At 61.7% G+C, this 25,631-nt stretch carries 19 protein-coding genes; 11 read left to right on the top strand and 8 right to left on the bottom strand.

The features are described 5' to 3' along the window. Positions 1–38 precede the first annotated feature (38 nt). Positions 39–851 carry a hypothetical protein gene (locus JSS27_21315; GenBank protein MBS0211490.1) on the top strand — a complete coding sequence of 271 codons (813 nt, stop codon included), beginning with the start codon at positions 39–41 and terminating at the stop codon, positions 849–851. A gap of 183 nt (positions 852–1,034) precedes the next feature. On the opposite strand, the gene JSS27_21310 is transcribed toward JSS27_21315, so the two are convergent. The 4 genes from JSS27_21310 to JSS27_21295 all read right to left on the bottom strand — a co-directional run bounded on the left by JSS27_21310 (position 1,035) and on the right by JSS27_21295 (position 8,510). Then, a complete protein-coding gene (locus JSS27_21310) occupies positions 1,035–5,588 on the bottom strand; it encodes a protein kinase (protein ID MBS0211489.1) in 4,554 nt (1,517 codons plus the stop codon). Positions 5,589–5,876: 288 nt separating this feature from the next. Continuing rightward, positions 5,877–6,803, bottom strand: coding sequence for a UDP-2,3-diacylglucosamine diphosphatase LpxI (gene lpxI, locus JSS27_21305; GenBank protein ID MBS0211488.1), 927 nt, complete (start codon positions 6,801–6,803; stop codon positions 5,877–5,879). A gap of 73 nt (positions 6,804–6,876) precedes the next feature. Next, on the bottom strand, positions 6,877–7,929 hold the full coding sequence (lpxD, locus tag JSS27_21300; GenBank protein ID MBS0211487.1) for a UDP-3-O-(3-hydroxymyristoyl)glucosamine N-acyltransferase: 1,053 nt from the start codon (positions 7,927–7,929) through the stop codon (positions 6,877–6,879). Between the two features lie 281 nt (positions 7,930–8,210). Further along, entirely contained in the window at positions 8,211–8,510 is a 300-nt protein-coding gene (locus JSS27_21295; GenBank protein MBS0211486.1) for a small basic protein, read from the bottom strand. Positions 8,511–8,986: 476 nt separating this feature from the next. Here JSS27_21295 and JSS27_21290 point away from each other — a divergent pair, with 476 nt between their 5' ends. The 3 genes from JSS27_21290 to JSS27_21280 are packed head-to-tail and all read left to right on the top strand — an operon-like array spanning position 8,987 to position 10,386. Further along, positions 8,987–9,679 carry a DUF433 domain-containing protein gene (locus tag JSS27_21290; GenBank protein ID MBS0211485.1) on the top strand — a complete coding sequence of 231 codons (693 nt, stop codon included), beginning with the start codon at positions 8,987–8,989 and terminating at the stop codon, positions 9,677–9,679. Continuing rightward, positions 9,612–10,133 carry a hypothetical protein gene (locus JSS27_21285; GenBank protein MBS0211484.1) on the top strand — a complete coding sequence of 174 codons (522 nt, stop codon included), beginning with the start codon at positions 9,612–9,614 and terminating at the stop codon, positions 10,131–10,133. The genes JSS27_21290 and JSS27_21285 overlap by 68 nt, the downstream gene beginning before the upstream one ends. Beyond that, on the top strand, positions 10,126–10,386 hold the full coding sequence (locus JSS27_21280) for a hypothetical protein (GenBank protein MBS0211483.1): 261 nt from the start codon (positions 10,126–10,128) through the stop codon (positions 10,384–10,386). Before JSS27_21285 ends, JSS27_21280 begins: the two co-directional genes overlap by 8 nt. A 126-nt stretch (positions 10,387–10,512) precedes the next feature. Here JSS27_21280 and JSS27_21275 read toward each other — a convergent pair whose 3' ends face one another. Next, the gene (locus JSS27_21275; GenBank protein MBS0211482.1) at positions 10,513–11,043 is read right to left on the bottom strand and encodes a hypothetical protein; all 531 of its coding nucleotides are present in this window, start codon (positions 11,041–11,043) and stop codon (positions 10,513–10,515) included. 221 nt (positions 11,044–11,264) lie between these two features. Here JSS27_21275 and JSS27_21270 point away from each other — a divergent pair, with 221 nt between their 5' ends. Continuing rightward, complete coding sequence (locus JSS27_21270) at positions 11,265–11,885, top strand: thioredoxin family protein (GenBank protein ID MBS0211481.1); 621 nt, start codon at positions 11,265–11,267, stop codon at positions 11,883–11,885. Between the two features lie 295 nt (positions 11,886–12,180). Here JSS27_21270 and JSS27_21265 read toward each other — a convergent pair whose 3' ends face one another. Next, positions 12,181–13,014 carry a methyltransferase domain-containing protein gene (locus JSS27_21265; protein ID MBS0211480.1) on the bottom strand — a complete coding sequence of 278 codons (834 nt, stop codon included), beginning with the start codon at positions 13,012–13,014 and terminating at the stop codon, positions 12,181–12,183. 204 nt (positions 13,015–13,218) lie between these two features. On the opposite strand from JSS27_21265, the gene gap reads away from it, so the two are divergent. Beyond that, positions 13,219–14,271 carry a type I glyceraldehyde-3-phosphate dehydrogenase gene (gene gap, locus JSS27_21260; protein ID MBS0211479.1) on the top strand — a complete coding sequence of 351 codons (1,053 nt, stop codon included), beginning with the start codon at positions 13,219–13,221 and terminating at the stop codon, positions 14,269–14,271. A gap of 91 nt (positions 14,272–14,362) precedes the next feature. Here gap and epmB read toward each other — a convergent pair whose 3' ends face one another. Continuing rightward, on the bottom strand, positions 14,363–15,415 hold the full coding sequence (gene epmB / locus JSS27_21255; protein ID MBS0211478.1) for an EF-P beta-lysylation protein EpmB: 1,053 nt from the start codon (positions 15,413–15,415) through the stop codon (positions 14,363–14,365). Positions 15,416–15,521: 106 nt separating this feature from the next. On the opposite strand from epmB, the gene efp reads away from it, so the two are divergent. The 3 genes from efp (at position 15,522) to JSS27_21240 (ending at position 21,741) form a co-directional block, all read left to right on the top strand. Next, entirely contained in the window at positions 15,522–16,091 is a 570-nt protein-coding gene (gene efp / locus JSS27_21250; protein MBS0211477.1) for an elongation factor P, read from the top strand. Between the two features lie 261 nt (positions 16,092–16,352). Beyond that, entirely contained in the window at positions 16,353–17,336 is a 984-nt protein-coding gene (gene genX / locus JSS27_21245) for an EF-P lysine aminoacylase GenX (GenBank protein MBS0211476.1), read from the top strand. A gap of 280 nt (positions 17,337–17,616) precedes the next feature. Next, positions 17,617–21,741 (top strand): DUF1080 domain-containing protein, encoded by a 4,125-nt coding sequence (locus JSS27_21240; GenBank protein ID MBS0211475.1) that lies wholly within the window; start codon positions 17,617–17,619, stop codon positions 21,739–21,741. A gap of 39 nt (positions 21,742–21,780) precedes the next feature. On the opposite strand, the gene JSS27_21235 is transcribed toward JSS27_21240, so the two are convergent. After that, positions 21,781–22,188, bottom strand: a complete 408-nt coding sequence (locus JSS27_21235) for a response regulator (GenBank protein MBS0211474.1) — start codon at positions 22,186–22,188, stop codon at positions 21,781–21,783. Between the two features lie 462 nt (positions 22,189–22,650). On the opposite strand from JSS27_21235, the gene JSS27_21230 reads away from it, so the two are divergent. Both JSS27_21230 and sdhA read left to right on the top strand, forming a co-directional pair. After that, positions 22,651–23,544, top strand: coding sequence for a succinate dehydrogenase (locus tag JSS27_21230; GenBank protein ID MBS0211473.1), 894 nt, complete (start codon positions 22,651–22,653; stop codon positions 23,542–23,544). Positions 23,545–23,553: 9 nt separating this feature from the next. Continuing rightward, positions 23,554–25,566, top strand: a complete 2,013-nt coding sequence (gene sdhA, locus JSS27_21225; protein ID MBS0211472.1) for a succinate dehydrogenase flavoprotein subunit — start codon at positions 23,554–23,556, stop codon at positions 25,564–25,566. Positions 25,567–25,631 lie beyond the last annotated feature (65 nt).

Genomic DNA, 25,631 nt, shown 5'->3' with positions numbered 1-25,631 from the left:
CGCCGACCAATCAACCCTTTGCTCGAGGTTCGCACACCATGCTGACCACCCTTGCCGTCGTATTGGCCGCGCTGGCCGCGGACCCCGAAGTCTCGAATGCCGAGCGCGACCAGGACGGCTTTTTGCGCCACACGATCGTCTGTGACTATCAGGCGGGCGAAACGTCACTGCGCGTGCTGCTGCCTGAAAAGTTCGACGCCGAGCGTCAGTACCGCGTGCTGCTGGTATTGCCCGTGGAACCCAAGGAAGAGCACCAGTATGGCGACGGTCTGGCCGAAGTGCGCCGCCACGACCTGCACAATAAGCATCAACTCATCTGCATCAGCCCGTCGTTCTCGAATCTGCCGTGGTACGGCGACCATCCGACGAACCCCCAGTTGCAGCAGGAAACCTATCTGCTCAAGGTCGTGCTCCCCGCCATCACGGCGAACTATCCCTGTCGCTTCGAAGGGAACGCCTGCCTGCTCCTCGGCTTCAGCAAATCAGGCTGGGGGGCTTGGAGCCTGGCGCTGCGTCATCCGCAACGGTTCTTTCGAGCGGCCGCCTGGGATGCGCCGCTGACCGAAACCACGCCGGCCAGATACGGCATGTCGATCGTCTTTACCAACGAAGAGCAGTTCTTGGACTACGAACTGCCCGGCGTCATCGAACGGCGGGCCGTCACCCTGCGCGAACGGGAACAACTGGGCGTGTTCGGGTACGACAACTTCCGCGACCAGGCCTTTGCGATGCACGCGCAGCTCGAACGCTTGGACATTCCGCACGGCTACTCCAACAGCCAACAGCGGAAGCATCGGTGGGACAGCGGCTGGGTGCCCGAAGCGGTGGAGTTCCTGGTGTCGGACGACTAGCGCAGGCCTCAGAACCCTGGCGCAGGGGTGGCCCAGGTGCTTGCACCTGGGCGGCCGAAGGCCGCAAGAAACCTCGAGCGCCGACCCGCGCGGGTGGCGAGTTTTCATTTGAGTTGCGCGCGCCCACGGAGTTCCGCGCAGCACCGACGGCCAGGCCATCGATGCGATCGATGCTGCACCGAGCTATTTGGCCGCGGCTGGCTGGGGCTGAGATGTCGCCGCCTTGGCCGGATCATCCCATTCGATCTTGCAATTGGGCAAGGCCTTTTGCAGCGCGGTGATCTGTGTTGCGGTGACTTTGGTGTTTCTGGTGTTCAGGAAAACCAAGGATTTGCAATTCTCTAACGGCGACAGATTGGAAACTTGTGTGCCATCGCATTGCATTTGCGTCAGTGGCATCCCTTGGAGCGGCGACAGGTCGGACACCTGTGTGTAGTGGCAATAAAAAAAGGTCAACTTCATCCCTTCCAGAACGGATAAGTCGGACACCGGCGTATTGGGGCATCCTACGCTCGTTAGTGGCATCCCTCGCAGCGGGGACAAGTTGGTGACTTGCGTGTTTCCGAATCGTAGACTTGACAGTTTCATCCCTTGAAGCGGCGACAAATCAGTCAACTTGCCTTTCCCCCTAACGCTGCCATCGCATCCCATTTTCCTCAACCCCACTAACGCTCGCACTGGGGAAATGTCCTCCACGTTGTCAGTGGCAAATGCAAGTTCCGTGACCACACCATTCTTGATCGCCGCCTCAGTTCCCTCGTCCCACCCCGTGATCCTTCCATCGAACCCCGGATTCAACTCCGCCAGCTTCTTGCTGACCGCTTCGATCTGCTGCTCAGCCGAGAGCTTTTGCGTATCAGTGACCCACTGCTGGAAGGCGGGGTCGAGGTAGGCGAGCTTCTTGGCGATGGCAGGTTTGGCGAACTCGCCCGCGTCGTAACGCTTCCAAAAATCGGCGGCCTTAACTTGCTCGAACTTGTCGCCAATGCCAACCGTGTTAAGGCTCTTCATCCGCCGCAGTACGTCGATCCCAGTGGTGCAGATTCCTGGAGAGAAGCCGATGTGATTCAGGTTCAGGCCTTCGAGCGGCGATAGGTCGGACAATCGACCAGCGCCCGGCTTGCTGCCGCGGCACGAAAGGATCGAGAGATGCGTCAAGACCCTCAGCGGCGAAATATCGGTCACGTCGTCCGTAACAATTCCAAGCCCCTTGACGACCTGCTCTTGAGAGTCGGGCAAGTTCGAAATGTTGACATCCTTAACTTTGCCGTCGAAACCGGGGTTCAACTCCACCAGCTTCCGGCGCACCGCTTCGATCTGCTTGTCGGCGGGGAGCTTTTGCGTCTCGGCAACCCACTTTTGGAAGGCTGGGTCGAGGTAGGCGAGCTTCTTGGTCGTCGCCTTCGCCGGATCATCCCAATCGATTTTGCAATTGGGCAGGGCCTTTTGCAGGGCGGCGACCTGAGCGGGGGTGACCTTTACGCCATAAATACCTACCTGCTGCAATTCCTTGCAGGATGCTAGCGGGGAAATATTCGTAACCTTTGATTCACGGCCGCCGCAGACGATTGACTTCAATGGTAGTCCCGCCAAGGGAGACAAATCGATATATCTGCAATTTGGCACGTGAAGACTGACCAGCGGCATCCCCTGCAACGGCGAAAGATCGTCGATCTTGGTATTGGGACACGCCAGCTTCATGATCTTCGTGCCACGAAGCGGCGAGAGGTCGACTAGTGGCGATGTGCCGCAATTCAGTTCGTTCAGCGGAAGTGTTTTTAACGGAGAAAGGTCGGTCACTTGCGTTCCGCTGACCGACAAACGAGTGAGCGACATTTCTGCCAAGGGGGACAAATCGACAAGTTTGCCATTGCTGCGAGAATTGGAGTCACTTCCGGAGCAATCGAGATAGTCGAGGTCCTTTAACGCCCTCACCGGCGAAATGTCGGTTACATTGTCCGTGAGGACCGTCATGTTTGTGACCACTCCGTTCTTGATCGTGGGCGTCAACTTCCCATCAAACCCAGGGTTCAACTCCGTCAGCTTTTTGCTGACCGCTTCGATCTGCTTATCCGCCGGGAGCTTTTGCGTATCGGACACCCACTGCTGGAAGGCAGGGTCGAGATAGGCGAGCTTGGGCTTGGCCGATGTCGCCGCACCATCCCAATCGATCTTGCAGTTGGGCAGGGCTTTTTGCAGAGATGCGACTTGGGCGGCGGTGATTCTCAGTTCTTTGGCATTCACATAGGTCAGGTTCTTGCATTGTTCCAATGGCGACAGGTCGGTTACCTGCGAACGATCGCACCAAACGGTGTGCAAAGGCATTCCAGACAGTGGCGACAGGTCAGAGACGTGTGTCATTAGGACTGAGATATAGTCCAATTGCATCCCCTGCATGGGCGAGAGGTCAGAGACTTTCGTATACCCGATATGCAGTCTCTTCAAGGGCATTCCTCGAAGCGGGGTCAGGTCCGATACCGGCGTGCTGTAGATCATCACGTTGCTAAGTTGCATTCCCGCCAGCGGTGTGATGTCGGTCAAATTTGCCGGCGTTAGTTTAGACGACTTAATACTGAAAGCTTTCAAGGTTGTTAAGGCTCGCACCGGCGACAGGTCCATCACGTTATTGACGAACAATCCTAATTCCGTGACGGTAGTGCCTTCGATTTTCGGTGGGCCTTTCCCGTCGAATCCGGTTACAATTCCATCGAAGCCAGGGTTCAACTCCGTCAGCTTCTTGCTGACCGCTTCAATCTGCTTGTCGGACGGCAGCTTCTGCGTCTCAGCGACCCACTTCTGGAACGCTGGGTCGAGGTAGGCGAGCTTCTTGATCGCCTTCGCTGGATCGTCCCACTCGATCTTGCAATTGGGTAAAGCCTTTTGCAGAGCGGCCACCTGGGCGGCGGTGACATTGGTGTCGTTGACCAGCAGGGATTTCAGGCTGCCGCAGCTTTCCAGAGGCGAAAGATCCGACACCAATGTTTCGTGAATCGACACGGTCGTCAGAGGCATCTTTTCGAGTGGTGATAGGTCTGATACTCGTGTGCGGAAGCAATACAGAATCGTCAGTTTCATGCCTCGCAGCGGTGACAGGTCGGAGACCTGCGTGTTGTCGCAAGACAGATTCGTCAAAGGCATGCCCGCGAGAGGCGAAAGATCGGAAAGCTTACTCTTGTCCACGTAGTTGCCAGAACATTTCAGAAACTTCAGTCCCATCAACGCGCGCACTGGCGAAATATCGGTCACGTCGACAGCATTGAATCCTAACCCCGTGACCACGCCATTCTCGATCTTGGGCGGGCCTTTCCCGTCCCAATGCGCCAACTTTCCGTCGAACCCAGGATTCAACTCCATCAGCTTCTTGCTGACGGCGGCGATTTGCTTCTCGGGGGAAAGAGTGGACGTGACGGCCACCCAATTCTTAAAGGCGGGTGTGTTGTAGGTGGCGATCCTTTGCCCGCCGCCAAGCGGAAATGTTGACGGCATGTCAGCTTCGTCGGCCTTTGGTTTGTCCGTCTTCACTTCCACCGAACCGCCAGCGGGCAGCTCGACCCGAGCGACTTCCTTGCCGCTCTTGTCCTTGAAGATGAACCACACGCCCAGAGCCAGGCACAAGAACCCAGCGGCGCCAGCGCCAATCAACAGACCCCGGTTCTTATTCCCCGTTCCACCCGTTGATGCTTTTGGCGTGGCCTTGCTTTTAGGTGGTGTTGCGACCGGAAATGCTTGGGGCGATTCTTCGCCGTAGATCGAACGCAGCCCGCCTTGCTGCATCAAGATCGACATATCCGAAGCCTGGTTGGTGCTGGACGCGCTGAAAACGCTCGTCGCGCTCGAACCGGCCTCCTGGACCGCTGACTGGCACCGCTCCAGGTCGGCGATCACTTCAGTCATCGTCTGGTAGCGATCCTCGATCCGCTTGGTCACCATCTTCTTGAAGACGGTTTCGAGCTGCTCGGGAATGTCGGGGCGACCTTCGCCCAGGTCGGGGATTGGGTGCGTATGATGGGCCACGAGTTTTGCCGCCACCGTCTCGCCGCCGTACATCGCCTTGCCCACGAGCAGGTAGTAAAGCGAGCAGCCCAGGCTGTAAATATCGGCCCGCGCGTCGGCATGCTTGGTGCTCATGCCTTGCTCGGGGGCCATGTAATCGACCGTTCCCATGATGGCGCCGGTGCCGGTCAATTCGGCCTGGACTCCACCAGGTTGCTCGATGCGGGCCAGGCCCATGTCGAGAATCTTGACCGACCCTTTCTTATCGAGCAGCAAGTTCGCCGGCTTGATGTCGCGGTGGATCACTCCTTCGCCGTGGGCAAACTCCAGGCCGCGCGCCGCTTGCAGGACGTAGTTGACCGCCTTCGCGACTGGCAGCGGGCCGTCCTTTTTGACCGTGGCCGACAAGTCGCGGCCATCGATGTATTCCATGACCAGGAAGTGGACGCCATTCGCTTCGTCGGCGTCATCGGCGGCCACGATGTTCGTGTGGCGCAACTTGGCCGCGGCTTTGACCTCGCGTTGAAAGCGAGCGAGCGCGGCCGCGTCTTTGGTCATGGCGGGCGGCAACATCTTGATCGCCACCAGGCGCTCCATCCGGCGATGGATGGCCTTGAACACCTGCCCCATCCCGCCGGCGCCGATCCGATCGAGAATCGTGTAGTTGCCCAGGATCAATGCCTTGGCCTTGCCGGCTTTGATCTGGGTGGCTTGGAACTGGGTGAGGTCGCCGGACTTGACCAACTGGGCGATCAGTTCGTCGGCGTCCTTGGGCTGGGCCTTGGGCGGGATGAAGTTTTCGAGCTTGCCGCGCGCAATGATGCTCGAATCGGTCAGTTGCTTGACCAGCGATTCGAGAGGGGATGACATGTTTGCCCTGCCCAACGATTGAGTGAAGCACTCAGTCTAGCCCCCCTCACAATGGGTAGCAATTTGGTCCCGATAGTAACCTTGCCTCCCAATAAAAAAGTAACGGTTTCGCAATAAAAGCAACCGCCGCAAGCCGGGTCGTGACCGGGACCGGACGAACCGTCACGCCGCGGCGGGCGTGGCGTCGGTCGGGAAGTTCCCCTGGGCGTCGAGCGCCACGATGGAAATGCCGTGCTGGTCGGCGAACTCGACCACTTCCATTTCGTCGAGCACGATCGTGCGACCGGCCTCGATCGCCAGACAACTGCCGCCGGCTTGCACCATCGTCTGCAACGTCCCCAGCCCGATGGTCGGCACATCGAACCGCATGTCTTGTTGCGGCTTGGCGACCTTCACCACCGTGAAGTGCCCCTGCCGGCAGAGCGCGCCGGCCCGTTCGATGCAACGGTCGGTCCCTTCGATGGCCTCGACGGCAATCGCGACCTGGCTCTTGATGACCACGCTTTGGCCGATGTCGAGGCCCCCCAGTTGCTTGGCCGCCTGCCAGCCGAAGATCGCGTCGCGGCGCTCGGCCTGGTTGGGAGCGCGGCGGGTCAGTTGACGGAATTTCACGAGCAACTCCGGAGCAAAGTTCGTGGCCGGCGCCACCGTCAGCCCGGCCGAGGCAAAATCATTGACCACCGCCAACAGCAGCGTGTCGTCTTGCCGGTCCTTGGTGGCAAAGATGAAATGCTGACAAAACACCCGCAGCGTTCGCCAATCGGGCATCAGTTGCGCCAATGCCCAGCGGTTGAACAGTCGCGATTTGTGAATCTTGCCGGCCAGCGTCACGTCGCGGACATCGTGCCGTTGGAAGTGGCGAACCATCCGGCCCACCTTCGCCACGCCGACCCATTCAAAGCTGGCGCATCGCGTGGCCAGCGCCGGATCGGCATGTTCCTTGATCCCCAGGCAAAATACGTCGAACCCGGCTCGGCCCAGCGACTCGGCCACCAGAATCGGATAGCGCCCCCAGCCCGCCACCAGGCCGACGCGCGGCCTGGCCTGGGGCGTCGTGCGAGCGGTCGGTGATGCCAGGGCGCCAAGCATGATCTGCCGTCGTCGTTCGATGGATTCCAGTGGCGCGACGCGCGGCTTGCGACCGAGCATGCCGACGCGCGGTTCAGGCCGCCGCTTGCCCGGGCTCCTGATGCAGCTTCTCAAGCGCGTGGACCGCCGCCTCCAGGTGCTTGATCTGGTGCCGCAACTCGGGCAGCTTGGCATAGGTGGCCATCATCAGCTTCTGATCGCGTTCGACCGTGGCTGGCGTGCCGAGCATCCGGATGCCCGGGCCGACGTCGTTCGAGACGCCCGCTTTGGCGCCCAGCACGGCCTGGTCGCCGATGTGTACATGGTCGCGCACGCCGACTTGCCCGGCCATTACCACGTAGTCGCCGGTGCTGGTGCTGCCGGCGATGCCGACCTGCGAGCAGATCAGGTTGCCGCGACCCAATCGGCAGTTGTGAGCGATCATCACCTGGTTATCGATCTTGGTGCCGGCGCCGATCAGCGTGGGGCCGTAGGTGCCGCGATCGATCGTCGTGCTCGCGCCAACTTCAACGTCGTCGTGCAGCTCGACGTAGCCCAATTGGGCCGACAAGACGTGCTGGCCATCGACCAGCTTGTAGCCAAAGCCATACGCGCCGAGCACCGCGCCGCCGTGGACAATGCAGCGCGCGCCGATCCGCGTGTTCTCGTACAGCACGACGTTCGGAAACAGCGTGACATTCTCGGCCAGTCGGCAGCCAGCCATGATCTGCACGCCCGAGTGAATCACGCAGCCCGAGCCGATTTCACAATCGTCGCCGATCGTCGCGCCGGCATGCACCGTGACGTTCGCGGCCAAGCGCGCGGTCGAGCTGACGATCGCCCGCGGGTCGATGCCCGATTTCGCCGCCGCGCGCGCGGGGCGGAAGTAGCTGACAATTTTGGTGAACGCCGCGTGGACGTCGTCGACTTGCACCACTGGTACGCCAGCCAGCGTGAAGCCGCGCGGGCAGACGGCGGCGGCGGCCTGACCCGCGCCAAAGCGTTGGGCCTTTTCGCTGCTATCGATCAACGTAATCTCGCCCGGCGTTGCCACGCGCTGCGGATTCGCGCCCGAGATCGGCGTGTCGCCATCGCCGACAAGAGTGCCTTGGACCAATTCAGCCAGCGTGGCAAGCGTGGTGGGCATACGACGGAATCCTTTCCGTTGACGGGGCGAGGCTCCGATCGGGCGGTCATCCTGACAACAAGTCCAGACCGGAGCCGCGGCATGCTAACCGCTGGGGGGGAATCGAGACAAGGCCACCGCCAAGCGATAGCACCGCGAGCCGCGTCCCAGTGCAGGTCGTGATGTGCTGTTCGGTCACGCGCGTAAAAAAGCCCAGGGGCTTGCCACCCCTGGGCTTGGGAAGTGCTGGCACTTGCTTGCTGCGGAAAGGATAGACCTGCCGCGAACAGAATGGACCTGAATTACTTCTTGCCGGCCGGCTTGGCAGCGGCGGCGGGCTTGGCGGCGGCAGCCCCAGCAGCCGGCTTGGCGGCGGCGCCCGCGGCCGGAGCGGCGGCGGCTCCTTCGGCCCCCTCTTCCTTGGCCTTTTTCTTCTTCTTCATCATCATCTTGATGACCCGGACCTTGGGTAGCCCCAGCGGGCTGCGGCCGTCGGCCCACTTGTCGGCTTCCTTCAGCTTGGTGATCCGCTCAGCGCGATTGAACACGCTTCGGTTGCTGGTCGCCCCGCGGCGGATGCGTAAGCTCTTGTCCATCGTCATGGCAGTTACCCTATCGACGTTTGTTGTGCGGTTGGCGGTTGTACGCTTGGCAGTTGTACACAGTTGGCAAATGTACGAAGTCGATCCCGGCCGGCGCAAAGGGCCTTGGCCCCCGCCGTGGCGAGTCATCAGCAGCCAGCGGGCCGGAACGTAAGAAGCCTCTCAGTTTAGGAGGCAATCGCCCGGCCGACAAGGGTGCCGAAACCACTTGATAGCGGCTGGTTGCATGCTCTGGGAGCTTATCGCTCTTGTTATTCCTACAGTCAGTCTCACACAGCAAACATTAATGCGGCCCATACAAGCAATTGGTCGAAAAATATTTGACAGCGCACATAAGCGAACTGTTATCAGCTTGTTCGTGTCGAGGAAAATCGTTGACGCAAGGCTAGTCGCTGCTTAAGATTGCGCGCTGACGCCCATCCCTGCCTTGGTGCCCTGTGGCCAAACTCAGATTCCCAATCGATACGCTTCTCGCGATGGAAGATCCACGTGAGATTCCGGCCTATTCTTTGCCGTTAGCTGCGCATTATCTGCGTCTGCCGGTTTCAACGCTGCGCGATTGGGTCAAGGGGGGCGAATACCCGACAACTGCAGGCCAAAAGCATTTTTGCCCGCTGATCAATCTGCCAAACCCTGAAGTATTGATGCTGTCTTTTTACAACTTGGCTGAGGCGCACGTACTGAGCGCCTTGCGTCGAACCCACCACGTCAAGATGCCGGCAATTCGGGCCGCGCTGGATTTCGTATCGCAAGAATACGGATGGAAAAGGCCGCTCATCCAGCAGGAGTTTAAAGTTGGCGGCGCGTCTGTATTCGTTGAGAATCTCCAGGACAAAGAGCTAGTTGATGCGGGAACGAAGGGACGACAACGGATTCTGGGATTCATCCGAGAATACTTGACTCGGCTTAAGTGGGAAAACAAGGTCGCTGTGGCCTTGTACCCATTTACAAGGCTCATTACTGACGAAAGTCCAAAGTCAGTTGTGATCGATCCGCGCTATTCTTTTGGCCGTCCGGTTCTGGCCAAGATTCATGTGCCAACGGCAATTATCGCTGAACGGTATAAGGCTGGCGAAACGACGATCCATTTAGCCAAAGATTATGCCTGCAAAACGGACGACATCGAAGAAGCGGTCCGATGCGAACTCAACGTCGCCTTGGCCGCGTGACGTTGTCCTGTTTGTTGATCGGTGCCTAGGACGATTCGATGTTCCGGGTGCATTGCGCGCCGCAGGCGCGACGGTGGAAGTTCATCACGACCACTTCGAACACGATTCGCCAGACACCGCTTGGCTACCGGTCGTTGGCAAGCGCAATTGGCTCGTCATTACCGGCGACAGAGACTTCCGGCATAATTATCTCGAACTTGTCGCGTTGTTTCGCGGCAACGTCAAGGCGTTCGTATTCAGCGGCAAAAACATGGCAGGGCCAGCCATTGGCCAAGCTTTAGTTAAGGCGCTAAAACACATTTACTTCTTCGGAAACAAGTTTGAGTCGCCATTCATCGCGAATGTCACCGACTCTGGCAGTGTTACTATGGCTTGGCACAGGCCGCAGCTTTACCAGGCGGTTTTCGATAAGGCGCCGATCAAACCCGCACCCACTTTTCGCCCGCGTGATTGAACCGCCCACGCCGCAGGCCTTTGCCGGTTCTACCCGCTACAATGCCGCCATGGCCCCGATCAAGAAAAAGTGCGAACTCTGTGACCAGCCCGCAGTCAAAGACGAGCGGTATTGCAAGGAGCATCGGAAGCAATGCTTGGGCGTCCTTCGAGAGAGCGACTACCTGACCGCCAGGCCGAGCAACCTGCGCAAGTTCCGTGATGCCGACAGTCAAGAGAACGTGCGCGAAACCAAGTTTGGCCCCGATCGCTAGGCTAGCCCTTGCACGCGATGTTGCGACACCACCACCAGCTAGCGGCTGGCCCACTCGGGATGCACGCGAGAAAGCCGCAAAAGCCAAGCGACGGCTGATGTTACCGAGCCGCCGGCCAGGGCCGAATTACGACCCGTAGGCTGGGGCGGCGATCACCACGTTCTGCGGCACCATGGCGGCCGGGGCGATGACCGTCGGTGTGCCGTACGTCGTCTGGGGCGAACAGCCGGGCCAATTGACCGTCGGCGAGCAACTGGCGGCCGGGGCACACATGCGCGGCTGCGGCAGACACCGCTTGGGCTGCGGCGCCGGGGCGACCGGTGGCGCGACCGCGACCGGGGCCGGATAGGTCGGCGTCGTCACGACCGGCGGCGCGGCGTAGGCCGGTGCTGGCGTGGTCGGCAGGACGATGTTCGGCGGTGCCGCCGGCGCGGCGTAGGGAGCCGCCGCTACCGGAGCCGGCGTGGCCGCGGTCGGCGCGGTGCCGAAGATATTCTGAAAGAATTGTCGCACCGGGCCGGTGCCGCTGGCCGCTGGGGCGACCGAGCCTACCGGGTTCTGGGGCGAGTCCATCATCGGCCGAACCATCAAGAAGTCCGAAGCCGCCACGGCCGGGCACAACAGCAGGACACTCAACAAAGCGACTGAACATTTCATGATCGGCTCGCACATCGTTCACTAGCGCCGTCGATCGACCGAGATCGAGGCGATTGAACAACCATAGCTTACGTTTCCGTTAGAGCGTGGATTAGCGAGCTTGCCAATGGTAGCGAATGTAGGGAAGAATGGGCTGGTCAACGGCCTCCGGCGCGCAAGGTCAACGACGTTCGTCGAGCGTGCCGGATTCCGCGGGCGGAACTTGGCGGAGAAGTCTGGTTATGGTTCGGTATGTGCTGCTCCTAGCGCTGGCGGGCGCGTTTGTTGCGCCCGTCGTGTCGGCCCAAGCGGGCGAGTTCAATCCGATGCTCAAGCTCGGGGACGCCGCGCCCGAATGGAAAGATCTAATCGGCGTCGATGACCGTCGGCATGCGCTCGCGGACTTGAAGGACAAGCGTCTGGTGGTGCTGGTCTTCACCTGCCTGAGTTGCCCGGTGGCGACCGACTACGAGGACCGGATCATCGCCTTGGCGCGGAAGTTCGCCAGCGAAAAAGTCGCGTTTGTCGCCGTCAACGTCAACAAGATCGAAGAAGACAGCCTGTCGCGCATGAAAGAGCGCGCGGCCAGCCACGACTGGCCGTTCGATTTTCTGTTCGACTCGACCCAACAAATCGCCAAGGACTACGGCGCGACGTTCACGCCCGAGTTCTTCGTGTTGAACGCCGAACGACGGATCGTCTACATGGGCGGGCTGGACGACAACAGTAACGCCGCGGTGGCCAGCAAGCATTATCTGGGTGACGCGCTCACCGCGTTGCTCGCGGACCACAAGCCGCAACCCGCCGAGACCGCCGCCATCGGCTGTCAGATTCGCTACGAGCGCCGCCGCCGCTCGCGGTGAGTGTTTTACCTCTCCCAGTCATACAGGGTTCGGCAAGCGCAGCGAGCCGCATTTTCTACCCTCGCCCCTTGCGGGAGAGGGTGGTTTGCGTCAGCAAACCGGGTGAGGGGTCGGCCCCAGGCTCGCGCGATTGGCAACTTCATTTACCCCTCATCCGGCCCTGCGGGCCACCTTCTCCCACAAGGGGAAAAGGCTGCTTCGCGCCGACGTGATGATTGGAAACGTCTTTCGCTCGCCACGTTCTTACCCTCCCCCTGCCCCTCCCTGAAAGGGAGGGGTGTTTGTCGAACCAGTATCAACGCACAGGTTTTCGGCAAGCCGTGATCCAGCCGTTCGCGCGCAGCCGCTCGAAGAACCAGGCGTGCGGCAGGGCGTGCCGCCGCTCGGTGTCCAGTGGCATCATCTCGACAATCTCGAACCCGGCGCCAGTCAGCAACGCGCGCAACTCGCGGCGCGTGAAGGCGTGCAGGTACATCTGCGGAATGCCGCGATAGTCGAACCACTTGTCGCCGGGCTCGCTATCCTTCAAGAACACCGAACGCAGCCAGTTCACCAACAGCCAGCGACGTCCCTCGTGCTGGTGCAAGTGATGCCAGCGATTGTGGACGTGCAGGATGAACATTCCGCCCGGCTTCAGCGCGCGAAACACATGGTCGAGCACGCGGCGGCGCAGGGACGCGCCTTGCACCATGCCCAGCGTGCTGAACATGCAAATCGCGTAGTCGATGCTCGCGTCGCCGAGGCAGTCCAACTCGGCCAGGTTGGCCAGCAGCAGATCGATCGGCAAGTTCTCGGCCATCGCCTTGCCGCGCACCACGCCGAGCATGTGGGCCGACAGATCGACGGCCAGCCCGCGAAAGCCGCGCCGTGCAAACGGCACCAGCAGTCGGCCGGTGCCGCACCCCAAGTCGGCCAGCCAGCCGGGGCGCGTGAGGTGTTTGGCAATGAAAGCCTCGTCGAACTCGAACAAACTGTTGCCTTGAAAGTAGGCGTCGTAGTCGAGCGCGATGTGGGGCGACTGGAAGTAATCCCACAAGCTGCGGGGAACGCCCACCGGCAATCGCCAGCGGGGCAGCGGCGGCCGCGCGGCGGGGGTTTCGGTGCTAGGGGGCGGCGGTTGCTCAGGCATGGGGGGGCCAGTATAATCCCCTGTTCCGCACGCGCCCACGAACGAATCGCTGGTGGGTCCGCTAATCGGTTTGGGCGATCGCACTGAAGTTTGCCCGGCCAACAAGAATGTCGCGCTGCTAACGCGGTTGCACCGCCCGTCGCCCGTCATCACGACGAAACCAAGGGCGACGATTCAAGCTTTATCTTTTGAGGAGATTGGAACGTGTCTATTCGTGTTGCCATCAATGGCTTTGGACGGATTGGTCGGTTGGTGTTCCGGGCGATTTGCGACCAAGGCTTGCTCGGCAAGGGAATTGACGTCGTTGCCGTGAACGACCTGGTGCCGGCCGACAATCTGGCCTACCTGGTCAAGTACGACTCGGTCCAGGGTCGTCATCCCGGCCAGGTACACAGCGAGAAGTCGAGCCCCTCGGTCGCCGAGGACGACACCCTGGTGGTCGACGGTCACAAGATCAAGTGCCTAGCCGTCAAGGAAGGCCCGGCCGCCATGCCGTGGAAGGATCTAAAAATCGACCTGGTCCTCGAGTCGACCGGCCTGTTCACCGAAGCCGAGAAGGCCAAAGGTCACCTCACCGCCGGCGCGAAGAAGGTGTTGATCTCGGCCCCGGCCAAGGGTGAAGACATCACCGTGGTTCACGGCGTAAACTGCGGCAAGTACGACGCCACCAAGCATCACATCGTCTCGAACGCCAGTTGCACGACGAACTGCCTGGCGCCGGTGGTACACGTGCTGCTGAAGGAAGGCTTTGGCATCGACGAAGGTCTGATGACCACGGTCCACAGCTACACCGCCACCCAAAAGACCGTTGACGGCCCGTCGAAGAAGGACTGGAAGGGTGGCCGCAGCGCCGCGATCAACATTATTCCCTCGACCACCGGCGCGGCCCGCGCCGTGGCCCTGGCCATTCCCGAGGTCAAGGGCAAGCTGACCGGCATGGCGTTCCGCGTGCCGACCCCGACGGTGAGCGTGGTCGACCTGACGGTGAAGACCACCAAGGAAACCTCCTACAAGGAGATCTGCGCCGCCATGAAGAAGGCGAGCGAGACCTATTTGAAGGGGATCTTGGCTTACACCGAGGACGAAGTCGTGTCGAGCGACTTCATTCATGACGCCCATTCGAGCATCTTCGACGCCGGCAGCGGCATCGAGCTGAACAACAAGTTCTTCAAGCTGGTGTCGTGGTACGACAACGAATGGGGCTACTCGAACCGCTGTGTCGACATCATCAAGGTGATGATGAAGGACGTGAAGTAAGCGTCTTTCCCAACCGCGAAGTGATTGCCAAAATCAAAACGCCGTGGACGGATTCGTCCACGGCGTTTTTTCTTGCGCATCGCAAAGCTTATTACAACGGCGTCTTGCTCGACGCGCCGGGAATCTCGGCCACGTATTGCGGCACGGCATAGCCGGGCAAGCGCGCCCGCAGCGCCGCGACCAGCGCCCGACCTGCGTCGACGGGCACTTCGAAATGAGCCGCGCCGAGCACGCGGTCCAACTGGTGCAAGTAATACGGCTGCACGCGCAGCTCGACCAGTCGCTCGGACAGCGCGACCAGCGTCTCGACCGAGTCGTTCACGCCGCGCAACAGCACCGCCTGGTTCAAGACCGGAATGCCGGCGTCGATCAAGCGCGCCAGTGCCTCGGCCACCGTGTCATCAAGCTCGGCCGGGTGGTTGGCGTGGACGACCATCCACGGGGTCAGCCGCGTGCCGCGCAGCCAATCGATCAGCTCGGGCGTGACGCGCTCGGGGATCATGATCGGCAATCGCGTGTGAATGCGCAGCCGGCGCAGGTGGGCAATGCCCGACAGCCGCTCGGCCAGCGACGCTAGCAGCGGGTCGACCAGGGTCAGCGGATCGCCCCCGCTGAGGATCACCTCGTTGATCGTCGGGTCGGCCGCCAGGGCCGCGAATGCCGGCTCCCAATCGGCCAGCGAACGGGGCGTTTCGTCATAGGGGAAGTGCCGGCGGAAGCAGTATCGGCAATGGACGGCGCAAGCCCCCGTTGTTATCATTAAGGCCCTTCCGGCATACTTTTTAAGCAGGCCGGGAACCAACGCGGCAGCCAGGTCATCGACTGGGTCTAACTGATAGATCCGTTCGGCTTCGGGGACGGCCGCGGGCTGCACAGAGCTTGACTTAGGCTGAGCCTCCGCTGCCAGGGGTAACACCTGGCGCAACAGCGGGTCGTCCGGGTCGCCGGGACGCATGCGGTCGACATAGCTGCGCGGTGCGAACACCGGAAACTGTCGGGCCGACGCCTGGGCCGCACGGGCCAGATGGGTCGGCAGCCCCAACCGGTGGCACAACTGGTCGGCATCGCGGATCGCTTCCTTCAACTCCTGCTGCCAGCGTCGTGGCAGGGGTCGCATGGTGGGCGGGTCGGCGATGATAGCCATGATCGGCTCGATAAATGGCGTCGTGGGGCCGGCCCGGCGACGCGACAACCTGATTTGACTTTTACACGATTCGTTCAGCATACACCCTGACCAAGGAAAGTTCACCGTGGCCTCGTACAACACCAGCGATTTCAAGAAGGGCATCAAGGTTCAGATCGACGGCGAACCTTACCTGATGGTCGAATACAACTTTGTGAAGCCGGGCAAGGGAAACGCGCTGTACAAGTGCCGGCTCAAGAACCTGGTGCGCGGCACGACACTGGACCGGACCTACAGGGGCGGCGACTCGCTCGAAGCCGCCGACGTCGCCGAAATCGACGCGCAATACCTGTACCGGCAGCAAGACCACTTTGTGTTCATGGACAATGCCTCGTACGAGCAGTACGAGTTGACGGCCGAGCAAGTGGACGAAGGCTGGAAGTATTTGAAGGAAGGGATGATCTGCAGCATGGTGCTGTTCAACAACCTCCCGATCACCGTCAGCCCGCCCAACCAGGTCGTGCTGCGGATCGAATACTGCGAGCCGGCCGTGCGCGGCAACACCGCCACTAACTTGACCAAGCCTTGCAAGCTGGAAACGGGCGGCGAAATCATCTGCCCGGCCTTCGTCAACATTGGCGACCTGATTAAGGTCGACACGCGCACGGCCGAGTACCTGGAACGGGTCAAAGAGTAACGCGCTGCATCTGAGAAGTGTGCGGCGTCTGAAAGTCATCACCGAGCGCGCACGAGCCCTTCTCCCCTTGTGGGAGAAGGTGCCCGCAGGGCGGATGAGGGGTAAGAAGCTGGTGGTGCGCCGCGCGAGCCCGCGGCGCACCCCTCACCCGGATCGCTACGCGATCCACCCTCTCCCACAAGGGGCGAGGGTTGAAATGCGGCGCGCACTCCTGCGGAGTTGCGGCGAAGTAAATCGTGTTGCGGCTAGGCGGGATTGAATATGTCCTCCGCTGATTACTTGCCGAGCGCTTCGTGGCCGATCATTCAGTTGCGAGCCCGGCTGTTACAGCAAGTCCGCCAGTTCTTCGATACGCGCGGGTTCGTCGAGGTCGACACGCCGGTCCTCTCGGCCGATACGGTCGTCGACCGGCAATTGGACCCGATCGAGGCGGAATTCCGCCCCGACGTCCGCTCGGCCGCCGGCGCGCGGCGGCTGTTCCTGCAGACGTCCCCTGAGTTCGACATGAAGCGAATCCTGGCGGCCGGCGCGACGGCCATCTATCAAATCGGCCACGCCTTTCGCCAGGGTGAATTCGGCGCGCGGCACAATCCCGAGTTCACCATGCTCGAATGGTACCGCGTCGGCGATGACTACGCGGCGGGCATGGAACTGCTGGCCGATCTGGTCGAGGTGACGCTCGGTCGTGGGCGGCCCGAGCGGTTGACGTACGCCGAGGCGTTCGCGCGCCATGCCGGCATCGACCCGCACCACACCCCGGTCAACGAGTTGATCGCCGCTGGCGCGGCGCGCGGCCTGACGCCCCCCGAGACGTTTCCACGCGACGAGCGCGACCTGTGGCTCGATTGGTTGCTGGTCGAGTTGATCGAACCGAAGCTGGGAGTCGGCGCGCCGGCGATATTGTGCGACTACCCGGCGTCGCAGGCGGCATTGGCTGTTGTGCGCCGCGGGCCGCCGGACGTGGCCGAGCGGTACGAACTGTACGCCGATGGCATCGAACTGGCCAATGGCTATCACGAACTACTCGATCCTGCCGTGCTGCGCGAGCGGAACCGCGTGAACAACCAGGGGCGCGTTCACGATGGCAAAGCGCCGCTGCCCGAAGAGAGCCGCTTGCTGGTGGCGATGGAACGCGGTCTGCCCCAATGCTCGGGCGTGGCGTTGGGCTTCGATCGGCTATTGATGCTCGTGTCCGGCAAGCAGACACTGGCCGACGTGCTGCCGTTCCCACTCGACCGCGCGTGAAGTCTTTTACTGCCGCGCACCATCTTCCTTGGGTGCCATGCTCAAACTTCTTGTTTGAGCATGCGGAGTGCTCGCACGGCATGCTCAAGCCTTCAGGGCTTGAGCATGGCACCCCGTGAAGTGTGCGGAGATTTCGCAGGGATTCGAGCCCTCGCGGGTAAAAAACATCAACCGGCTTGCGCATTTTTTCATGGTCCGTGCCGGTGGATCGATTAGGCTGAAGCGAAAGCCCGCCCCCTGCGGACCCGCCTAGCCGCACCTGCCCGAGAGGGACTTTCGCATGACGCATCGCCACCTGCGTGCGCGCTCGGTTTGCCGCACGATTGCTCTGCTCGTCTTGTCGACGCTGGTTGTGCCAGTGCATGCGGCCGACGCATCCCCTGCTCGCGCGCGTGGCGGCGAGTTGCCGACCGACGCCCAGGGACGCCGGCTGAACCTTGACTTCGAGACCGGCACGCTGGCCGATTGGCGCGCTGAGGGGGACGCCTTCACGGGGCAGCCGATCGAAGGGGACGCGGTCACCGCGCGTGGCCGCGCCGACATGACCAGCCAGCATCAGGGACGTTTCTGGATCGGCACCTTCGAGCGCGGCCAGGACGCGCCGCAAGGGACGCTCACTTCGGTCCCGTTCGCCGTCGATAAGCCATTTGCCAGCTTTCTGGTCGCCGGCGGCAGTCACCAGACGACGCGCGTCGACCTGGTGCGTCGGGACAACAACGAGGTCTTCTTCACCATCTCGGGACGCAATCGCGAAAACCTGGAACCGGTGATCGTCGACCTGAAGGACGTGCGCGGCAAGTCCATGTTCATTCGCGTGGTCGACGAGGACAGCGGCCCGTGGGGGCACATCAACTTCGACGATTTCCGCTTCCATGATGCCCGGCCGGCGATCGCGCTGGCCCGTGGTCACACGGGGCCAGCCGCGCCGGCGCACGAGAACGCCGGCCTCGATCCGGTGGCTGCGGCTCGGGCGATGATCGTGCCCGAGGGTTTTCGTGTCGATCTGTTCGCCGGCGAGCCGGACGTGCAACAGCCGATCGCCATGGCCATCGACGATCGGGGGCGACTTTGGATCGCCGAAGCCTACAGCTATCCGCGCCACGTCACCGAAGACCAAGCCCGAGACCGAATTCTGATCTTTGAAGATCGCGACGGCGACGGGCATTTCGACTCGCGCAAGGTGTTCGCTGAAAAGTTGAACCTGGTCAGCGGGCTGGAAGTCGGCTTTGGGGGCGTGTGGGTCGGCGCCGCGCCGAACTTTCTGTTCATTCCTGACAAAGACGGCGACGACGTGCCGGATGGTCCGCCACAGGTGCTGCTCGACGGCTTCGGCTTTCAGGACACGCACGAGACGTTGAACTCGTTCATCTGGGGGCCCGACGGCTGGCTGTATGGCTGTCACGGTGTGTTCACGCACTCGCGCGTGGGCAAGCCCGGCACGCCCGACGCGGAGCGCGTACCGATCAATGCCGGCATCTGGCGCTATCAGCCGCTGCGGCACGAGTTCGAGGTCTTTGCCCACGGGACAAGCAACCCTTGGGGTGTCGACTTCAACGACCGCGGGCAGGCGTTCCTGACCGCCTGCGTGATCCCGCACCTGTTCCATGTGATTCAAGGCGGTCGCTATCACCGGCAAGCGGGCCAGCACTTCAACCCCTACACCTACGACGACATCAAGACGATTGCCTTGCATCGTCACTGGGTCGGCAACCAGTGGAACAACGCCGATCGGAGCGCGTCGGACAACAGCGGTGGCGGCCACGCCCACGCCGGCGCGATGGTCTATCTTGGCGGCGCCTGGCCCGAGAAGTACCGCGACCAGTTGTTCATGAACAACATCCACGGCGCGCGGATCAACCAGGATCAACTCGCGCCGCGCGGCTCGGGCTATGTCGGTGACCGGGCGCCAGACTTCCTGCAGGCCAACGATATGTGGTCGCAGATTCTGTATCTGACCTACGGCCCGGACGGCAACGTGTTCATGATCGATTGGTACGACGCCAATCAATGCCACCACGGTCGCGACGACGGGCACGATCGCTCGAATGGCCGCGTCTTCAAGATCAGCTATGGCCAAGCGAAGCCGGTGACGGTCGACCTGAAAAAGCTCAGCGACCTGGAACTGGCCGAGCTGCAGCTTCACAAGAACGACTGGTACGTGCGGCACGCCCGGCGGATTCTGCAAGAACGGGCCAGCAATGGCGAGGGAAAGATCGACCCGGCCGCACGCGCGCGACTGGTCGAGATCCTCAAGACCCACGCTGACGAGACGCGGCGCTTGCGAGCGCTGTGGGCGTTGCACGTGACCGGGCTGTTGAGTCATGAAGTCCTGTTTGCGGCTGCGTTGGGAGACAAGAGCCCTTACGTGCGCGCGTGGACGATTCAGTTGGGATGCGAACAGGAACGTCCTCAGGAAGAAGACTTTGTGCTGAATTACTTCTACCGCGCCGGGCGGCCTTCGACTCCCGTCGAGCGGTTGTATCTGGCGTCGGCGGCATTGCGGCTACCCGCCTTTCGCGCCGGCGGGATTCTGGAACATCTGGTCTCGCACGCCGAAGACGCCACAGACCACAACTTGCCGCTGATGTATTGGTACGCGCTCGAACGATACTTCACTGAGGAGCCGTTCGAAGCGATTGACGTCGCGCATCGCGGCAAGCTGCCGCTGCTACGCGCGCTGATCGTGCGTCGCGCCGCTCAATCGAACGACCAGGATTTCACCGTGGGCGACCGTGGCCCGCGTTGGTGGATGGTCGACGAAATCGCGGAAACGCCCGATGAATGGCCCGCCCTGCTGGCCGCCGCCAACGAAGGGCTGGCCGGCTTTCGCCAAGTGGCAATGCCTGACAATTGGTCCGCCTTGTACCAGAAGCTTTCAGCGAGTTCCGACGCCAATGTCCGCCGACAGGCGACCACGCTGGCATTGACGTTCGGCGACACACGGGCCATCGGCGAACAATTGCGAGTGATGGATGATCCGAAAGCAAAAACTGTCGAGCGGCTGTCGGCGTTGCTGGCGCTGACCAAGATTCGCGCACCTGGGTTAGCGCCGTCGCTGCAACGGCTGGTGGCCGAGTCGGACCTGTGCGGCAACGCGATCCGGGCGCTGGCGCTGTACGACGATCCGCATACGCCCAGCGTGCTGCTCGACATCTATCCGCGGCTCTCGCAACCGCAACGTGTCGATGCGCTGAACACGCTTGCTTCGCGGCCGGCGTATGGCACGGCGCTGCTGGCGGCGGTCGAGGCTAAACGCGTGCCGAGCACCGATCTATCGGCCGACGTGATTCGCCAGTTGCGGAATCTGAAGGACGCCCAGGTCGACGCCGAGATCGCCCGTGTGTGGGGGACCGCGCGTGACACGCCGGCCGACAAGGCCAAGCAGATCGTCGAGTTGACCAAAATGTTGCAAGCCAAGCCCAAGCGCGAAAACGCTCCCGACGCGGCGCTGGGCCGGGCGGTGTTCGTCAAAACTTGCGCGCTATGCCACACGCTGTTCGGCGCCGGCGGGAAGGTGGGGCCGGAATTGACCGGCTCGAACCGGGCGAACCTGGATTATATTTTGTCGAACATCGTCGACCCCAGCGCGCTGATCGGCAAGGACTACATCGCCCAGGTGATCATCACCACCGACGGACGCACGCTGACCGGGCTGGTGAAACAAGAGGACGCCAACTCGATCACCCTGGCCACGGCCAACGAAACCGTCGTGATCAACAAGCGAGAGATCGATGAGCGGATGGAAAGCACCAAGTCGATGATGCCCGAGGAAATCTTGAAGCCCTTCGGCGAGCGTGAAATCCGCTCGCTGGTCGCGTACTTGGCCAGCGCGACGCAAGTGCCGGTGGCCGCCACGGCGGACAACGCCCGCTCGCTGTTCAACGAACGCGACTTGGCGGGCTGGACCGGTAACACGGCGCTGTGGAGCGTCGAGAACGAAGAACTCGTCGGCCGCACGACGGGGCTGAAAAAGAACGAATTCCTGGTCAGCGACATGCAGGTGGCGAACTTCAAGTTGGCGTTCGAAGTGCTGCTGGTTGACAACCAAGGGAACTCAGGCGTTCAGTTCCGCAGTCAGGCTCTGAGCAATGGCGACGTGCAGGGGTACCAGGCCGACATCGGGCCTGGCTGGTGGGGGAAGTTGTATGAGGAACATGGCCGCGCGCTGCTGTGGAACAAATCGGGCGAGTCGCATCTGCGCCCTGGTCAATGGAACCAGTACGAGATCAAAGCCGACGGCAGCAAGCTCGAGACGCGGATCAATGGCCAGTTGTGCGTTGACTTGGACGACCCAGCCGGCGCGAAGCGCGGGATCATCGCGCTGCAACTTCACTCAGGCGGCCCAACCGAAGTGCGCTACCGCAAGTTCGTCCTGGAAGTCTTACCGCCGACCATGGAAAAGTAATCCGGCGGAGAAGCGATTCGGTGCTTGAGAAGACCCGAGCTATGCCGATTCGCGGTACGCGCGTTCGAGCGCGTCGCTGACGCTGGCCACCACGCGCTGGCGGCTGACTGGCTTGCGCAGCACGTCATAGACCTGTAGCCGGCGGGCCTGGTCGATCAATCGATCGTCCGCCTCGGCCGACATCAGAATGCAGGGCAAGCGGGCATTGAACTCTTTCAACCGCTCGACGGTTTCCAAGCCGGTGAGCCGCGGCATGTGCATGTCGAGCAGTACCACGTGGATGGTGCCCGAGCGGATGATCGTCAGCGCTTCTTCCCCGTCGCCGGCCAAGAAGGGCATGAAGTTCGGCGGGGCAAAGACGTCGCGCAGCGTTTCACGCCAACTGACGTCGTCGTCAGTGATCAGGATAGAGACAGGGCTCAGGATGGAGACAGGGTTCAGGTTCATGGCACTATCGAACCGTCATGGCTCACGTGCTCTCGTCCACCAGCCGCGTCTGCCAAAGCGGCCGCAAATGTCGAGGCAATTGCTATTAATGCATAGCTCGTGCCAATTTGCGGGCCGGCCGGGAACGCGATTTTCCATTCACATTGCGGCTGGGGAGCCCACTTTATGCAAGTATGCTCCGGCTAATATCTTGTAACAAGAAGATTAGATTTCTGACAGATAAACTGGGCGATTCAGCGCGCGTTTGCGGATAAAAACGGGGCTCGTCACAACCTGCCAAACAGGCAGACTCGTTTGAGGTTACGCGCGATCCGCCGGGCTGCTTGCCAGCAAACCTATGCCCCTTATACTACCCTTCGTTCGACCGTCGGCGTTGTTCGCGCGGCACTCCAGCGCTCGGGTGCCGACCGCGCTCGTCTCGCTTGTCCCCCCGCTGCGTCGTTAGCGAAGGAATCGTCTTAGGTGGATACTCTTCCCGCCCCGTCGTTCTATGCCCGGCACGAGTTTCTGATTCGGCGACTGCACTCCCTGTCGGGCTTGATCCCGGTGGGGGCTTACATGTGCGTCCATCTGGCCACCAACGCCAGCGTGCTGGCCGGCTCCAAGCGATTTCAAGAGGCGGTCGACGCCATTCACTCGCTTGGACCGGCGCTCCCCCTGGTGGAGTGGACGTTCATCTTCCTGCCGATCATCTTTCACGCCCTGGTCGGCGTGTTGATCGTCCGTTCCGGCACGGCCAACACCGCTTCGTACAATTACGTCGGCAACGTCCGTTACACGTTGCAACGGGCCACGGCCTGGATCGCGCTGTTCTTCATCTTTGGCCACGTGTTCCACATGCACGGTTGGATTCACGCCGACTGGGCGAGCCCCACGATTCACAAGCTGGGGGGCGGCCAGTTCGACCCCGAGGTCGCCACCTCGACGACGCACGCGGCGCTGGTGCCGTTGTGGGCCAAGATTGTCTACGCCATCGGCGTGCTGTCCTGCGTGTTCCACTTTGCCAACGGTCTGTGGACCATGGGCATCACCTGGGGCGTGTGGACCACCCGCGCCGCGCAGCACCGGGCTAACTGGGTCTGTGGAGCGTTTGGCGTGATGATGGCGACGGTGGGCTTGTCGGCCTTGTTCGGGTTTTCGACGGTCGACCAGCGGGCCATGCTGGCCTCGGAAAAGATCACGCTCGAAACCCGGTTGGCTGATTTGAATAAAGAAAAACAACTCACCGGCGACAATGCCAAGCTCAATGCACACATCAAAGAGCTGCAAGAAGCGCTCGAAAAGAACGCCGCTGAATGGAAAAACCTGAGCGGCGAACCCGCTGCCCGCACTCAAGCATCCCTGGGATCGAAGTAGGCGAATCGAATGGCAAAGCAACGTGTAATGATCGTCGGTGGCGGGCTGGCCGGGCTGGCCGCGGCCATGAAGCTGGCCGAGTATGGCATCGACGTCGACCTGATGAGCCTAACTCCGGTCAAGCGGTCGCATAGCGTCTGTGCACAAGGGGGCATCAACAGCGTCAACGAGCAAACTCGCCAGCAAGGAGACAGCGAATCCCTGCACCTGGACGACACGGTCTACGGTGGCGACTTCCTGCAACACCAACCGCCGGTCAAGGAGATGTGCGACTGGGGCCCGAAGATCATCGATCTGATGGATCGGCTGGGCGTCCCGTTCAATCGCACGGTCGAAGGCTTCCGCGATCATCGCCGCTTTGGCGGCACGTTGTACAAGCGAACCGCCTTCGCCGGCGCGACGACCGGGCAGCAATTGCTGTACGCGCTCGATGAACAAGTCCGCTCCTGGGAAGGCACGGGCAAGATCAAGAAGTACGAGTTCTGGGACTACCTGGGGCCGATCGTTGACGAGCGCGGCATCTGTCGCGGCTGTGTGGCCCAGGATCTGGTCACCATGCAGATTCGCTCGTTCCCGGCCGACGCGGTGATCCTGGGCGTGGGTGGCTGCGGCTTGATTTATGGCCGTTCGACCATGTCGATGGTCTGCACCGGCAGCGCCGCCAGCCGCACGTTCCAGGCCGGCGCGCGTTACGCCAACGGCGAGTTCATTCAGGTTCACCCGACGGCCATTCCCGGCGCTGACAAGCTGCGTCTGATGAGCGAGAGCGCCCGCGGCGAAGGGGGCCGCGTCTGGGTGCCGCGGACGCCGCAGGATCCGCGCAATCCAAAATCGATTCCCGAGAGCGAACGGTACTACTTCCTCGAAGAGCGCTATCCCAAGTACGGGAACCTGGTGCCGCGCGACATCGCCACGCGCGAAATCTTCAAGGTCTGCAGCGAAGAGGGCTTGAGCGTCGAGAAGGATCGCTTCTGCGTCTACTTGGACCTGACGCACCTGCCGCGCGCGGTGCTGGACGTGAAGCTGGGCGGCATCCTGGACATCTACGAGAAGTTCCAAGGGGTCGACCCGCGCGAAGTCCCGATGAAAATCTTCCCGGCCGTCCATTACACCATGGGCGGCTTGTGGGTCGATTATCAGCGCTCGGCCGACGGCGGTTTACAGATCGGCTCGCCCAAGAACCAGGTCACCAACATTCCGGGCCTGTACGCAATTGGCGAATGCGATTACCAGTACCACGGTGCCAATCGGCTGGGGGCCAATTCACTGCTGAGCTGCATTTTCAGCGGCCTGGTCACCGCGCCGGGCATTCAAACCTGGCTCAAGAGCATTCCCGGTGGCGCGGCCAGCGACCAGCCCTCGGCCTTGTACGAGCAAAATCGTAAGAAGCACCAGGCGGCGCACGACGCGCTGCTCAAGCGCCCTGCCGGCGGCGAGAACCCGTACCTGATTCACCAGCAACTGGGGGACGTGATGACCCGGGCCGCCACGGTGGTCCGCTACAACAACGTGCTGCGCGAGGCGTACCAGACGGTCTGCGAGTTGCAACAGCGGGCCGCCAAGTGCTCGCTGTCGGACACCGGCGCTTGGACCAACCAGAACGTGGTCTTCACCAAGGCGCTGATCGACATGTTCCCGCTGGCCCGCACGATCCTGCTCGGGGCGCTGCAGCGCGACGAATGCCGTGGCGCGCACTTCAAGCCCGACTTCGCCGAGCCCGGCCTGAAGGGGGCGACACCGCAGGAACGTCGCGTCGAAGCCGAGCACTGGTGCGATCGATTTGAAGAGAACACCCGCAAGTGGCTCAAGACGACGATCGCGACGCTCGCGCCGGACGGCTCGCCGCAATTGAGCTACGAAGCGGTCGACACGTCGATCGTCACGCCGCGCCCCCGACTGTACGGGCTGGTCGGCGCCGAGCAGATTGAAGAAGTCTGGAACGAACGGCAGCAAAAGGCCAAGGGCAGCGGCGCGACAAACGGCGCCGGCGCCCACGCGGCCGCCGCCGGTGCCGCGTCGTAAGCGGCGCCGTGATTTGATTTCCCCGCACACCATCGTCTTTGCCACCAGCTACATCGAGTCAGCAA

The organism is Planctomycetota bacterium (genome assembly GCA_018242585.1).
Lineage (GTDB): Bacteria > Planctomycetota > Planctomycetia > Pirellulales > PNKZ01 > JAFEBQ01.
The sequence above is the reverse complement of the archived record's forward strand: the minus strand, read 5'-3'. Positions and strand labels throughout refer to the sequence as shown.